Origin of the sequence: Corynebacterium limaceinasi (assembly GCF_046717465.1) — a bacterium.
Classification (GTDB): Bacteria; Actinomycetota; Actinomycetes; order Mycobacteriales; family Mycobacteriaceae; genus Corynebacterium.
Genome location: NZ_CP177100.1, coordinates 1,201,738 through 1,216,116 on the forward strand (window position 1 = coordinate 1,201,738; position 14,379 = coordinate 1,216,116).

Consider the following 14,379-nt stretch of genomic DNA (forward strand, 5'->3'; position numbering starts at 1 on the left):
TTTATGTTGCCACGTTTTGCGACAACGATTTGACAACGCCAATACCCAAAAATCTCACAAAACCAATACTGATAAAAACATCCAAAGTTAGAAAGGAACCCCATTGCGGCAAAAAGTAGCAAAAGGACCTGACCCCTGTTAGGTAGACACCTGATATCCAGCCCGGTTGGGTTGGGAAGAAAGGTAATCTACCACCATGCCTAGGTATTCCTAACACTTCAAACGTGATGCTGTGGCCCTCTGCGAAAATAATGAGGACCTCTCACTTCACGTGGCTTCAGCAGAGCTAGGAGTCAATCGTTCCTCACTTTATTCTTGGATCAAGCAGTACGGCACCGGCAAACGTGCCCGCACGAAGACCCTGCGCGATGAAGCTCAAGTGATGACTGATTCAGAGCGGATCTGTCAGTTAGAAAGAGAGAACGCGAAGCTGCGCGAAGAACGCGACATCCTGCGCAAGGCCGCGAAGTATTTTGCCAAAGAGACACGCTGGTAATCCGCTTCCAGTTTGTCTATGACCACCGAACCGAGTACTCGGCTCACACGGATGTGCCACGTGTTAAAGCTCAATCGATCCTCATTCTACAAATGGCTCAACACCCGCGAAAATCGCAGGTTAAAGACGTGTTCCGATGCTCTTATTGGCGCAAGAATCAAGACCATCTTCGATGATGAGCACGGGCTTTATGGTGCTAAACGCATCGCTGCAAGCCTCAACAACGATTCGGGCATTCGCCCAATCAATCACAAGAAGGTCGCACGCATCATGAAATCCATGGGGCTTAAAGGCTTTTCGAAACAGCGTCGATGCATCACCACTCGGCGTAAGCCTGGCGACCGAGCCATGCCAGATTTAGTAGGCCGCAAATTCACTGCGGACAGGCCCAACCACGTGTACGTAGGCGACATTACGTACCTGCCGTGTAAGGGCGGCAAGAATATGTACCTGGCCACAGTCATCGACGCCTACTCGCGCAAGCTCGTTGGCCATGCACTCGCGGATCGCATGCGGGTATCGCTGGTTATCGAAGCTTTGTCTCATGCTAGAAAGGTCCGCGGAAGCCTTACAGGGGCAATTTTCCATTCCGATTACGGCAGTGTTTACACATCGCAGGCATTTAGGGACCACTGCGCCCAGCTTGGTGTGCGCCAATCCATGGGAGCGGTGGGTACAAGTACCGATAACGCCCTAGCAGAATCGTTTAACGCCGCTTTCAAGCGTGAAGTCCTGCGTGATTGGAAAGTCTTCGAAAGTCCAATCAGCTGCCGCCAGGAAGTCTTCCGGTGGTGCATACGCTACAACACGCGCAGACGACACTCCTGGTGCAACTTTCAAGCCCCCGATGACTTCGAAGCACTTAATTCAGCTACATTGAGCCTAGTAGCATAGCTACCCTCCGACGTGTCTACTTTCCGGGGGTGTTCCTATGTAGTTTGTCAATCTCGCGGGTGGGGTGGACGGGGGCGGATCCCTAACTCGGGATTTTTAGGTGTGTTGTTTTGCGCGCGACTGGTAGCCGACTGGGATTTTTCCAGGCGGCTTGTTTCACTGTTAGGGGTTAAGCTGCTGCGGCTTCTTTTGCGGGGGCGGGGTCGTGGTAATACTCGTAGTTGCGCATCATGGCGTAAAGGACGTTGAGTCGTCTGCGGGCGAGTGCTACTACTGCGGCGTTGTGTCTTTTGCCTTCATTGCGCTTTCGTTCATAGAATTGGCGTGAACGCTCGTGGAATCTGATGGATGCAAAAGATGATTGTCATAGGGCGTTCTTTAGGTTTTTGTTGTCGGCTCTATTTAGCGAGACGGACCTGACCCCCAGATGGTGGACACCTTGAAACCAGCATCTCGCTGGGGAAGTGAGGTACCTTTCCACCATGCCACGCAAGACCTACACCGAGCAGTTCAAGCGCGACGCAGTCTCGTTGTACGAGTCGACCCCCGGAGCAACGCTCAACGCGATCGCCTCCGATCTCGGGGTCAACCGCAACTCCCTGCGCACCTGGCTCGACGCCTTCGGCACCGGCACCAAAACCAACGCCAACGGTGAAAAAGTCGCCAGCCCCATTGCCGCAGCCAACAGCGCACGCACGCCTGCTGAAGGACTCTCCGACGCCGAACGCATCCGCGTGCTGGAACGCGAAAACGCCAAGCTCCGGGAGGAACGAGAGATTCTCCGCAAGGCGGCCAAATATTTCGCGGAAGAGACGAACTGGTGAACCGCTTCCGGTTCGTTGATGACAACCGAGGCCTCTACGAGGTCAAGCGGTTATGTGAGGTTTTGAAGATCAACCGGTCCTCGTATTACAAATGGAAATCAGCTGCTCCTGCCCGCCGGCGACGCGTCCTTGACGACGCGGTGCTGGGAGCGAGGATCAAGGCCGTGTTCACGGCCGAGAACGGTTGTTACGGGGCGAAACGCGTGACGGCGGCCATCAATTCCGATCCAGCCAACGACGACCTTTTCAATCACAAGCGCACCGCCAGGTTGATGCGCCAGATGGGCCTGTTCGGCTACACCAAAAAACGCCGGGTGAAGACCACCGTGTCTGCGAAACGGGCTCCGAAGTTGCCCGACCTGCTGAAACGCCGGTTCACCGCGGAGAAACCGAACACCATCTACGTCGGCGATATCACGTACCTGCCGATCGCGGACGGGTCGAATATGTACCTGGCCACCGTCATCGACTGCTATTCGCGGCAGTTGACCGGTTTCGCGATCGCCGACCACATGCGCACGGAGTTGGTCGAAGAAGCTCTCACGATGGCCCACGGGGTCCGAGGCAACCTTGACGGGGCGATTTTTCACTCCGATCATGGCAGCGTCTATACGGGCCCGACCCCCGGATCATTGTCAGACAGGGACGAAAATAAGCCATACCGAAGCCAGCGACTAGTTCCACTGCTCCTCAAAAAGAAAAGCAAAAGGAACGCAGACAAACATAACCTGCCCCTGCACAGGGGCAGAGTTACGAATCCTGGGCTCCTTCAAGCGGAACTGCTAACAACGTAATGGGCAGGCCCCCGGAGGGCGTAATGACATCACTCATATGATCAGCATTAATGGCCTACCTAATAACGAAGCTGATGTCACTGCTGTGGCGGTCGATCTGAAGTGTCCCAGGTTTTGTTCCGGTTGAGTAGATGGGAAAATCTGGAACATGCCAAGAAAATTTGACCAGGATGCAAAGGACCGTGTGGTCCATCTTGTAGAGGACCGCATCTTGGCGGAAAATATGTCGATGCAGGCCGCGTGCCAGGCAGTAGCTCCAAAGTTGGGGGTTTCATGGCACACAGCTCGTCAATGGACCCAACAGGCTCGCCGTGCAGGAAACACCCCAGAACCAGTGCCTGAAGACTTGGCCGCCGAAAACGCCAGGCTACGCCGCGAAAATCAAGAGCTTCGAGATACCAACGAGTTACTGAAGGCCGCGTCAGCTTTTTTCGCGTCGGAACTCGACCCCAAACGTCGGAAATGATCCGGTTCATCGATAAATACCGGGATTGTTTCTCTGTCGAGTTCATTTGCAAGACGTTGAAAAATAACCGGGCTGGTGGGTTCATCACCTCGCGTGGTTATCGCCAGTCCAAAGCCCGAGGGCTTAAGTGCTCGTCGCCTTCGTGATGCTGTTCTAGTTGAACGCATTAGTGCTGTTAATCGGGATAATTACGGTGTCTACGGCGTGCGGAAAATGTGGCATGCGCTTCACCGTGACGGAATAGATATCGGCCGTGAGCAAACCGCCCGGCTGATGCGCTTGGCCGGTGTTTCTGGCAAAGGCACAGGCGGATCACCTATCACAACCCGTACACCTCAACATGCCGGATCTGCGCCCGGATTTGGTCGAGCGTGAGTTCAAAGCCCAAGGCCTTAAACAAGCTGTGGGTGGCCGGCATTACCTACGTGCGCACGAAGAAAGGCTTTGTGTATGCCGCATTTGTCACTGACGTTTACTCCCGACGGATAGTGGATGGGCATTATCGGACTCGATGCGCACCGAGGCATTACCGCTGCAAGCACTCAACCAAGCGATTGTGAAGTGTCCCAGGATCTGTTCCGTTTAAGTAGAAGAGAACACCTTGGAAACCTCACCGCGCCAACATTAAATGTTGTCTAGTTCGCGAACCCCACAACTCAACAAATTCGGATATGCGGGCAAAACCCCGCTTCCTCCGTGGATATCTATCCGGAAGGAAGCGGGGTTGCAATGTGCCCCTGGTGAGACTCGAACTCACACTGGACGGGTTTTGAATCCGTTGCCTCTGCCAATTGGGCTACAGGGGCAATCAAAAGCGAGCGCCTTTGACTGTTGGAAATACTAGCGCAGGGGTTGGCGCAATTCCTAATTGGGGTCCCTTTCCGGTGAAAAGGCCTGCTCAAGACGGTGGGGTTGGGCGGGGTATCGCCGTGTCCATTGTGTTGCCTAATATGGGGCAGGTGACTTCCAATAAGACCCGCCTTTTGCTCATTGACGGCCATTCGATGGCATTTCGTGCCTTTTATGCCCTGCCGGTGGAAAACTTTTCTACCTCCGGCGGCCAGCACACCAACGCCGTGTATGGCTTTTTATCCATGCTGTCCAATATCGTCTCTGAGGAAAGGCCGGATGCTATCGCGGTGGCCTTTGACGTCGGCCGGAAGACTTTCCGTACGGAGATGTTCCCGGAATATAAGGCGCAGCGAGAGGCCGCGCCGGAAGAATTTAAGGGCCAAGTAGACATCATTCGCGATACCTTGGAGACCTTGGGCATTACGACGCTCTCGCGTGAAAATTACGAGGCCGACGATATTTTGGCCACCCTGGCAACCCAAGCGCAGGGCTACGAGACGCTGATTGTCACCGGTGACCGCGATTACCTGCAGTTGGTTACGGATTCGACCACGGTGCTCTATCCCATGAAGGGCGTATCCACGCTGCACCGGTTTACGCCGGAAGCCGTCGAGGATAAATACGGGCTGACCCCCGCACAGTATCCCGACTTTGCTGCCTTGCGCGGCGATCCTTCCGATAACCTTCCCGGCATTCCCAAGGTGGGAGAAAAGACCGCCACCAAGTGGATAGTCAAGTATGGAGACTTGGCTTCGCTGGTAGAGCACGCCGAGGAAATCAATGGCGTGGTGGGAAATAACTTCCGCGAACGCATCGAGCAGGTGCAGATGAACCGGAAGCTCACCCAGATGATTACAGATATGGACTTAGACGTCGGCCCAGACGATCTGGCATTCAGAGAAGCCAAGGTTGCCGATGTTGCCGCGAAGTTCGATGAGCTGGAGTTCGGCACCAACCTGCGCGATCGTGTCTTAGCGGCCATTCCCAACGATGGCGCAGAGGCTGCTGAGCAATCCGCGGATGCCCCAGATGTCGAGCTCACCATCGATGACGCCTCGCTGAGCGAATGGTTACCTGGTCGCGAGCACGTAGCCGTGTATGTGCAGGGCGCGGGCACCCCGGGTCAGGGTGATGCCTCTGCCATCGCTTTGGTGGACCGTGAGCACCACGGCCTGCAGGTGGAACTCGGGGACCTATCCGCCGATGAGGAAAAGGCCTTGGTCCAATGGCTAGAATCGCCGGCCCCCAAGTATTTCCACGCCGCGAAGGCCGCGTTCCACATGTTGGCAGGGCGCGGCATCGAGCTTAACGGGCTTGCACACGATACGGCCTTGGCGGCGTATATCCTGCGCCCAGGCCAGCGCACCTACGAGCTTTCCGATGTCTACCAGCGCCACCTTCAAAAGTCCCTCGGCGCCGCCTCGGATCAGATGTCGCTGCTGGATAACTCCTCTCTGGTAGATCAGGCAGCAGCGATCATGGAGCTGGCGGAAAAACTTACTACGGAACTGCAGGACATCGACTCTTTCGAGTTGTACACCGACCTGGAACTGCCGCTGGTGACCATCCTGGCGCGCATGGAGGCTACGGGTATCGCGGTCGATGTAGACATTTTGGAAACCCAAAAGGATGCCTTTGTGGAGCAGGTCGCGGAACAAGAACGCTCCGCGCGCGAGCTTGCTGGCGATGACAAGCTCAACTTGAATTCGCCCAAGCAGCTGCAGAACGTACTTTTTGAGACCTTCGATATGCCCAAGACGAAAAAGACGAAGACGGGCTACTCCACGGCCGCGAAGGAAATCGAGCAGCTGGCCATCAAGCACCCGCACCCGTTCTTGGATCACCTTTTGGCCCACCGCGAGTACCAAAAGATGAAGACCACGCTCGAGGGCCTCATCAAGACCGTTCAGCCGGATGGCCGCATCCACACCACTTTTAACCAGACGGTGACTTCGACGGGGCGTTTGTCCTCGACGGAGCCCAACCTGCAAAACATCCCGGTGCGCACGGAGGCCGGTCGCCAAATTCGCTCGGCGTTTATCGTGGGAGAGGGCTTTGAGCAGCTAATGACCGCGGACTACTCGCAGATTGAAATGCGCGTTATGGCGCACCTCTCTGCCGATCCCGGGTTGATTGAGGCCTACAAGGCCGGCGAGGACTTGCACAATTTCGTTGGTTCTAGGGTCTTCGATGTGCCCGTTGACCAGGTGACCCCTGAGCTGCGCCGCCGGGTAAAGGCCATGTCTTATGGCTTGGTCTACGGTCTGTCCGCATTTGGACTTTCGCAGCAGCTGGGAATCCCGGCGGGCGAAGCCAAGTCCATTATGGAAAGCTACTTCGAGCGCTTTGGCGGCGTGAAGAAATACCTGGATGATGTCGTGGAGCAAGCCCGCAAGGATGGTTATACGGCCACGCTCTTTGGTCGCCGCCGCTACCTGCCAGAGCTCAACTCCGATAACCGGCTGGCCCGCGAAAACGCGGAACGCGCTGCGCTCAATGCCCCAATCCAGGGAACGGCCGCAGATATCATTAAGGTCGCGATGATTCGCGTGGACCGCGCGTTGCGCGATATGAAATCCCGTGTATTGCTCCAGGTGCACGATGAATTGGTGGTGGAGGTCGCCCCCGGTGAGGCCGATCAAGTCCGCGAGATTCTTGAGCGCGAGATGGATTCTGCCATCGAGCTGAATGTGCCACTCGAGGTCTCTGCTGGTGCCGGCACGGATTGGGACGCCGCGGCCCACTAGTTCGATGATGATGCTTAACCGGCGTGAGCGCGCCCGCATGCGCTTGGCCGCCCAGGGGCTTACGGCCCTGCGCTGGCACACCGCCGCAGAGGCAGTGCGCGCCTTTGGCGTCATGCAGGGCCAGGACCTGCATTCGGTGCGCCGGTCCTTGGCACTGCGTGCACCGAATGAATCGGATAACTCCGAGATCGTGCGCGGCTATGCGATGCGCAATACGTTGTTCGCCGCCTCCGTCAAGGATATGGGCTGGATAACTGAACTGTGCGCAAAGCCTCGCAAGGGAGATGCCGCGGTACGGGAAGCCGTGCTGCAGCTTATCGATGCCCCATTAACGCGCGCAGAATTGAAATCACGCGCCGCCCAAGCCTTGCCCGAGTTGCCTTTCTGGCACGTAGTACGTATTAGCATGGAAAGCGGGCATGCGTGTTATGCGGGCGAAGAACAGCTCATTACTCCGGTCGAGCTAGACGGCATGGAGGCCCTTTTTAATGGCGACTCGGTGGCCGCCACGACGGAATTGATGACGCGCTATTTTCGCACCCATGGGCCGGCGACTGTGCAGGACTTTGCGTGGTGGTGCAAGCTGCCCCAAAGACTTATTCGTCCCGCAGCCGAGAAGTTGCCTGATGACCTTATCCGGATAGGAAGGGAAGGCGAGGAGCTGGTCTCTGCAGAGGTCCTAGAGCTACCAGAGGTGAAAAAGAAGAAATCGGTGCTGCTTTTAGGCGCCTTTGATGAGTATATCCTGGGCTACCAAGATCGGCTTTTTGCCATGTCAGCGGATATGCACCATGCTCTCGTTCCCGGGAACCAGGGCATTTTCCGCCGCGCCATCGTTATCGACGGCCAAGTGCGCGGCATGTGGAATAAACAGGGGATTGAGGACTGGGGGATTCCCGCTTACGCAGCAGGCCGCGTGGAACGCCAGTGGAAGGAGTGCTGAGAAGTGCGTGAGGCAGAAGAGGATTTTAAAGTAATTTCATGGAGTTTCTCGGAAAACGTATTACGTGGAAGTCTCACCCCTACACCTTGCGCTTTTTTGAGACTACGTGGGCAGCCATGGTCGCATACCCGGCGGGACAGATTGCTGAGAGCGGCTTAAAAGAAGCGGTAAGCAGCGATACATCCGACTTCATATTCTATGCGGTTATAACTTTTGGGTTTTTCCTTTCTGCTGGCAACGCCGCCAGGGAAGGCGAGAACCCGTGGCGCTACCGAATACAGGCGGCCGGTGTAATGATCGCGGTAACTGTCATTGCCGTGGCCTTCCCATATTCGTGGGTATTTGCGCTCATTACTATTGCTGCCGTGGTGTACTACCTCTCGCCGCGCATCGCGGTGGAATCTTGCTGAGGCCGCTTTTCCACTAGGCAGCCGGCCAAGAGGTCAAAGGGCGTTTGGCCGATGGCTAAAACCGAAAGGCCTAAAATTGCAAGGATAATGCCGTCGATGCCCCAGCCGGTAAGCGTCAGGGGCGTGAGCAGCAGCCACGAATTGCGCAGGCAGGCGGTGACAAACGGCGAGCGGGCCGGGATAATTTCTAACTGCATCGACCATTTGCCCAGCGAGGTAGACTTCTTCGTCTCCCACCCACACGCGGTAGATATAAAAGGCCACGGCGAGAGCGACCGCCTCGTAGATTTCTTCGGGGCGGCCGGATAAGGGGGTACTGGCAAGAGCATTAATCAGCCACCGCACCACGGTGACGATGGCGGCGACGAGAAAGGCGTCGATCCACCATGCCACAGCACGGCGCAGGGCAATTCCCAGTCTTTCGGCAATCATGTTGTCCACGTTAGCTGTAGGCGTGGCAGATGAAAATCATGCTGCCTGGGAAAATCTCCCCGCGTTGCGGGGACCACTGACCCCAGGTGGTTTCTAAGCCTTCGGGCCATTCCGGTTCTATGATGTCCTCGATGAGAAACGGGCCGCGACCTTGAAGCGCGCGGAACCAATCGCTGATGGTGCGGTGAAATTCGGCGTAGGTGAGCGTCCCGGTGGAATCGTGTTCCAGGTAGGCGCGGTCGAAGTAGCTGATCTCTGCGGTAAGGCTGGTGGGATCGTCGGGGAAGATCCAGCGCATTGGGTGGGTCACGGAGAAGACGAAGCGCCCGCCTGGGTGTACAACGCGGGCAACTTCCGCGAGCGCGGCATCAAGATCGGCGAGGAAGGGGAATGCACCGAAGGCGGAAAACGCCACGTCAAAGGAATCGGTGGCGTAGGGAAGTGCCAGTGCATCGGCTTGGGTGAGTGCCAGACCAGGTTCTGCGTGGGCGAGCATGCCGCGGGAAATATCGCAGCCGGTGACAAATCGGGCGCGGGTGCTGAGCCATTGGGTGCAGGCGGCAGACCCGCAGCCGATTTCGAGGACGGCGGCGGAGGAGACATCGCCAAGCAGCTGCGCATCGGCCTCGTGCAGCATTTCTGGGCACCAATAAAAAGAGGAAAGGTACTCGGGGTGCTCGGCATGGTAAGAGACCGCATCATCATCCCAGTGGGATTGATTGGCGTGAGAGGGTGAAGTCACTGGGGTGGGTTACCTTTCTGATTGGCGTGCAATATTTGCCGTATAAGCTGGACAGATGTAGGCTTTTACAAGCATGTCTATGCCACGGGTTGTTGCAGGCTATTGTAGGAAAGCTTGGGGCAATCACGCGGCGGGATCGAATGTGGCCTCTATCTCCTGTATTTGTGCAGCGCAGATGGGCTTTTAATTCGAGAGACACGCAGTTGTCCACGAACGATTTCCTACATTTATTCGGAGCATTTTTACAATATGCCATCTTCTACTACCCCTCAGGTTGCGATCAACGATATCGGAACCGCAGAGGACTTCCTCGCAGCTGTAGACGCCACCATCAAGTACTTCAACGATGGTGACATTGTCGGGGGTACCGTCGTCAAGGTTGACCACGACGAGGTACTGCTGGACATCGGATACAAGACCGAAGGCGTTATCCCTTCCCGCGAGCTGTCCATCAAGCACGACGTCAACCCCGACGAAGTTGTCGAGGTCGGCGATGAGGTTGACGCGCTTGTCCTGACCAAGGAGGACAAGGAAGGCCGCCTGATCCTGTCCAAGAAGCGCGCACAGTACGAACGTGCTTGGGGCGCCATCGAGGAGCTGCAGGCCAAGGAAGAGCCGGTTACCGGTACCGTCATCGAGGTTGTCAAGGGCGGCCTCATCCTGGACATCGGCCTGCGCGGCTTCCTGCCTGCTTCCCTCGTTGAGATGCGTCGCGTCCGCGACCTAGAACCCTACATTGGCCAGGAGCTGGAAGCTAAGATCATCGAGCTGGACAAGCAGCGCAATAACGTTGTCCTGTCCCGTCGCGCATACCTGGAGCAGACCCAGTCCGAGGTCCGTTCCGAGTTCCTGCACCAGCTGCAGAAGGGTCAGGTCCGCAAGGGCGTTGTCTCTTCCATCGTCAACTTCGGCGCCTTCGTCGATCTTGGCGGCGTCGACGGCCTGGTTCACGTTTCCGAGCTGTCCTGGAAGCACATCGACCACCCATCCGAGGTTGTCACCGTTGGTGACGAGGTAACCGTTGAGGTTCTGGACGTTGATCTGGACCGCGAGCGCGTTTCCCTGTCCCTGAAGGCAACCCAGGAAGACCCATGGCGCGTCTTCGCCCGCACCCACGCTGTGGGCCAGATTGTGCCGGGCAAGGTCACCAAGCTGGTTCCGTTCGGTGCGTTCGTTCGCGTCGAGGAAGGCATCGAGGGCCTGGTTCACATCTCCGAGCTGGCTCAGCGCCACGTCGAGGTTCCGGACCAGGTTGTCACCGTTGGCCAGGAAGTTATGGTCAAGGTCATCGACATCGACCTCGAGCGTCGTCGTATCTCCTTGTCCGTCAAGCAGGCTGACGAGGACTACTCCGAAGAGTTCGATCCGTCCAAGTACGGCATGGCTGACTCCTACGACGAGCAGGGCAACTACGTGTTCCCAGAAGGCTTCGACCCGGACACCAACGAGTGGAAGGAAGGCTTCGACGAGCAGCGTCAGGCTTGGGAAGCACGCTACGCAGAGTCCGAGCGCCGCTTCAACCTGCACACCGCTCAGATCAAACGCAACCGCGCTGCCGCCGCAGAGGCCGCGGAGTCCGCTGAAGCATCCTCCAACTACTCGTCTGACTCCTCCGATGCAGCTCCGGCATCGGAGACTCAGGCAGAGTCCGGTGGATCCTTGGCTTCTGACGAGCAGCTCGCTGCACTGCGCGACAAGCTCGCCGGCAACTAAGACGCCTTTGGAACTTGGGGTGATATAACCCCTAACTCCACGCAGCTGCACTAGCCGCGTCCTTCTCCTTTTGGGAGACAGGACGCGGCTTTGTGAGTTTTATGACAGTATATGCAAACGATTGCCCGTTATTTTTCGTTTGCGGGTTCTTGACCTGCGGAGAAGTGACTGGGCCTCCAGAAAAGACAACTACCCCCACTAAAGGCCACTGAATTGGGCTTTTGTTTGTGTTGTCTCTCACTTATAATCCGAGTGTGACGTAATAGCCAGTTGAGTACTGACTATTGTTTTGTCTTTATGCAAGGAGTTGAAGTGGCATCTGTTAAGGACACTTCCACACACATCATCGATAGCTTGGGCGGCGCCGATAACATCACGTCGCTGACGCACTGCGCGACGCGCCTGCGTTTTCAACTCGCTGATGTGGGGAAAGTAGATCAGGAAAAGCTAGAAAGCGATACGGCCGTTCTCGGTTCCGTCACGCAGGGTACGCATGGCTACCAAGTGGTCATGGGTGGCGGCGTGGCCAACTACTACGGCGAAATCATCAAGGACCCTGGGGTAAACCCGCCGGATGAGGAGGGCTCCTCATCCAAGAAGAACTACGATGGTGTGCGCGGTAAGTACGATTGGATCGACTACTGCTTCGAGTTTCTCTCTGATACCTTCCGCCCGATTCTGTGGGCGCTGCTTGGTGCCTCCCTCATCATCACGCTGCTGGTGCTGGCGGATACCATTGGCATCCAAGACTTCCGCGCGCCGTTGGAAGAACAGCCTGAGGGCTACCGCTTGGCCCACGCGATGTTCCAATCGGTCTTCTACTTCCTGCCGGTGATGGTGGGTGCCACCGCCGCGCAGAAGCTAGGTGCGAATATGTGGGTCTCGGCCGCAATTCCTGCCGCACTGCTGACACCGGAATTCATGTCCCTGGGTGAACAGGGCGATACCGTGAACGTCTTCGGCCTGCCGCTGGTGATTAACTCTTACGGCTCCCAGGTATTCCCCCCGATTTTGGCCGCTATCGGCCTGTTCTGGGTGGAAAAGGGTCTGAAGAAGGTCATCCCGAGCGCCGTACACATGGTCTTCGTGCCATTCTTCTCGCTGCTCATCATGATTCCGGCCACGGCCTTTTTGCTCGGCCCATTCGGCATCGGCGTGGGCAACGGCATCTCCTGGGTACTGTTCCAGATCAATGACTTCTCGCCGTTCATCTTGGCCATTGTCATTCCGCTGCTGTACCCATTCCTGGTGCCCATGGGCCTGCACTGGCCGCTCAACGTGATCATGATTCAAAACATCACGACCTACGGCTACGACTTTATCCAGGGCCCGATGGGTGCGTGGAACTTTGCCTGCTTCGGTGTCACCGGCGCCGTGATGGTCATCTCCATGAGGGAGAAGAACAACTCCATGCGCCAGGTTTCCGTCGGTGCATTCGCAGCCGGCATGCTCGGCGGTATTTCGGAGCCGTCCCTCTACGGTATCTTGCTCCGCTTCCGCCGCACCTACTACCGCCTGCTGCCGGGTTGTGCCATTGGTGGTGCAGTGATGGGGCTATTCGATGTCCGCGCTAACGCCTTCGTCTTCACCTCCATCTTGACCACCCCAGCCATGACCCCGCAGGTGGGCTACATCATCGGCATCGCCGTGGCATTCTTCACCTCCTTCTCCCTCACGCTGCTGTTTGGCTACCGCACCGCAGAGGAAAAGCAGGCCGACCTCGAGCGCATCGCCCGCGAAAATAACGAGACTGTGGAAGAGGTCGCTAGCCGCTCCGAGTCCCGCATCATCGGAGGATCCGATGATGAGTCGGACGGTTCTGACAATGCACAGGCTGCAGGGGTTGCGTCCGCCACCGGGATCGCCACCAAGGAAGCAGAACAGGCAACCATCAAGCTGGACTCTCCTCTGGAGGGTGAGGCCGTGGACCTGTCCGAGGTACCCGATCCCATCTTCGCCGGCGCGAAGCTTGGGCCAGGCGCTGCAGTGAAGCCAACCGGCAATACCGTCTACGCGCCTGCCGATGGCACCGTGCTCACCGTCCAAAAGTCCGGCCACGCGATCGGTCTGAACCTGGATAACGGCGTACAGCTGCTCATCCACGTTGGCCTGGATACCGTGGAACTCGGCGGCGAGGGCTTTGATGTCCACGTGGAAAAGAAACAGCGCGTTTCCGCTGGCGATAAGCTCATCAGCTTTGACGCAGACTTCATCAAGTCCAAGGACTACAACCTGATTACCCCGGTCGTTGTTACCAACGCCAAGAAATTTGGTTCCGTGAGCGGCACTACCGGCGCTGTCACCCCAAGCGATGAACTCTTGCAGATTCATCCAAAGCCGGAAGAAGAACTCGAGTCCTAATAGACACGCGTAAATTCCGTACCAAGGAGCCCAGGCAGTCGTGCCGGGCTCCTTTTCGTGTACCCTGGTACCTTATGAAGCTAATCGGATTAACCGGGGGAATTGGCAGCGGGAAATCTACGGTAGCGAAGCTGTGCGCCCGGCGCGGCTGGCGGGTGGTGGACGCAGATCGCATAGCGAGGGACATCGTCAAGCCTGGCCAACCGGCATTGGCCGAGCTAGCGGAGAAATTCGGCGAGGACATCCTGCAGGAAGACGGCAGCCTCGACCGCAAGGAACTCGCTCGCCGGGCCTTCGTGGACAAGGAGCATACCGAGCTCCTCAATTCGATTACGCACCCGCGCATCCAAGAAGAGACCCAGCGGCAATTTGCCGCCGCGCGCGAAGAGGGCGTTGATTTTACGGTCTATGACATGCCGCTGCTGGTGGATAATGGGCTCGACGGGGATATGGATTTTGTCATCGTCGTGGACGTGGACCCAGAAGAGCGGGTGCGGCGCCTCGTGGATTTCCGCGGACTCGATGAGGAAGACGCGCGCAAAAGGATTAACGCCCAGATTTCTGATGAGAAGCGGCTCGCGGCAGCAAGCCATGTCATAGACAATAACGGCACGCAGGAACAACTGGCCGAGCACGCAGCGGCGGTCTGCGATGAGATCGAGGCGGCGTCTTCTTAACCTTAACCTTTTTGGTAGGTAGCGTTAA

General features: G+C 57.0%; 9 protein-coding genes, 1 tRNA gene and 4 pseudogenes. 10 read left to right on the plus strand and 4 right to left on the minus strand.

Annotated features, from left to right (window positions below; genetic code table 11):
• Positions 1-217: 217 nt before the first annotated feature.
• A pseudogene (locus tag ACLI1Q_RS05920) lies at positions 218-1,390 on the plus strand (IS3 family transposase); the annotation flags it as partial.
• A gap of 169 nt (positions 1,391-1,559) precedes the next feature.
• On the opposite strand, the pseudogene ACLI1Q_RS05925 reads toward ACLI1Q_RS05920, so the two are convergent.
• Positions 1,560-1,811: pseudogene (locus tag ACLI1Q_RS05925) on the minus strand (IS110 family transposase); the annotation flags it as partial.
• A 61-nt stretch (positions 1,812-1,872) separates the two neighbouring features.
• Here ACLI1Q_RS05925 and ACLI1Q_RS05930 point away from each other — a divergent pair.
• The 3 genes and pseudogenes from ACLI1Q_RS05930 to ACLI1Q_RS05940 all read left to right on the plus strand — a co-directional run.
• Positions 1,873-2,828, plus strand: a pseudogene (locus ACLI1Q_RS05930) (IS3 family transposase); the annotation flags it as partial.
• A gap of 303 nt (positions 2,829-3,131) precedes the next feature.
• Positions 3,132-3,474, plus strand: a pseudogene (locus tag ACLI1Q_RS05935) (transposase).
• 93 nt (positions 3,475-3,567) lie between these two features.
• Positions 3,568-3,849, plus strand: a complete 282-nt coding sequence (locus ACLI1Q_RS05940; protein ID WP_411697138.1) for an IS3 family transposase — start codon at positions 3,568-3,570, stop codon at positions 3,847-3,849.
• Between the two features lie 357 nt (positions 3,850-4,206).
• On the opposite strand, the gene ACLI1Q_RS05945 is transcribed toward ACLI1Q_RS05940, so the two are convergent.
• Positions 4,207-4,280, minus strand: a tRNA-Leu gene (locus tag ACLI1Q_RS05945).
• Positions 4,281-4,424: 144 nt separating this feature from the next.
• On the opposite strand from ACLI1Q_RS05945, the gene polA reads away from it, so the two are divergent.
• From polA to ACLI1Q_RS05960, 3 genes are read left to right on the plus strand one after another with little or no spacing between them, the layout of a single operon-like run.
• Complete coding sequence (gene polA, locus ACLI1Q_RS05950) at positions 4,425-7,073, plus strand: DNA polymerase I (protein ID WP_239269881.1); 2,649 nt, start codon at positions 4,425-4,427, stop codon at positions 7,071-7,073.
• The gene (locus ACLI1Q_RS05955) at positions 7,039-8,016 is read left to right on the plus strand and encodes a DNA glycosylase AlkZ-like family protein (protein WP_411697139.1); all 978 of its coding nucleotides are present in this window, start codon (positions 7,039-7,041) and stop codon (positions 8,014-8,016) included. Before polA ends, ACLI1Q_RS05955 begins: the two co-directional genes overlap by 35 nt.
• Positions 8,017-8,054: 38 nt before the next feature.
• Entirely contained in the window at positions 8,055-8,426 is a 372-nt protein-coding gene (locus ACLI1Q_RS05960; RefSeq protein ID WP_239275783.1) for a hypothetical protein, read from the plus strand.
• On the opposite strand, the gene ACLI1Q_RS05965 is transcribed toward ACLI1Q_RS05960, so the two are convergent.
• Positions 8,390-8,755 (minus strand): hypothetical protein, encoded by a 366-nt coding sequence (locus tag ACLI1Q_RS05965; protein ID WP_349883490.1) that lies wholly within the window; start codon positions 8,753-8,755, stop codon positions 8,390-8,392. The genes ACLI1Q_RS05960 and ACLI1Q_RS05965 overlap by 37 nt on opposite strands.
• A gap of 113 nt (positions 8,756-8,868) precedes the next feature.
• Positions 8,869-9,600, minus strand: coding sequence for a class I SAM-dependent methyltransferase (locus ACLI1Q_RS05970; protein ID WP_239269877.1), 732 nt, complete (start codon positions 9,598-9,600; stop codon positions 8,869-8,871).
• Between the two features lie 249 nt (positions 9,601-9,849).
• Here ACLI1Q_RS05970 and rpsA point away from each other — a divergent pair, with 249 nt between their 5' ends.
• The 3 genes from rpsA to coaE all read left to right on the plus strand — a co-directional run bounded on the left by rpsA (position 9,850) and on the right by coaE (position 14,351).
• Complete coding sequence (gene rpsA, locus ACLI1Q_RS05975; RefSeq protein ID WP_411697140.1) at positions 9,850-11,313, plus strand: 30S ribosomal protein S1; 1,464 nt, start codon at positions 9,850-9,852, stop codon at positions 11,311-11,313.
• 297 nt (positions 11,314-11,610) lie between these two features.
• The gene (locus tag ACLI1Q_RS05980) at positions 11,611-13,674 is read left to right on the plus strand and encodes a glucose PTS transporter subunit IIA (RefSeq protein ID WP_239269875.1); all 2,064 of its coding nucleotides are present in this window, start codon (positions 11,611-11,613) and stop codon (positions 13,672-13,674) included.
• A gap of 74 nt (positions 13,675-13,748) precedes the next feature.
• Positions 13,749-14,351, plus strand: a complete 603-nt coding sequence (gene coaE / locus ACLI1Q_RS05985; RefSeq protein WP_239269874.1) for a dephospho-CoA kinase — start codon at positions 13,749-13,751, stop codon at positions 14,349-14,351.
• The last annotated feature ends 28 nt before the right edge of the window (positions 14,352-14,379 follow it).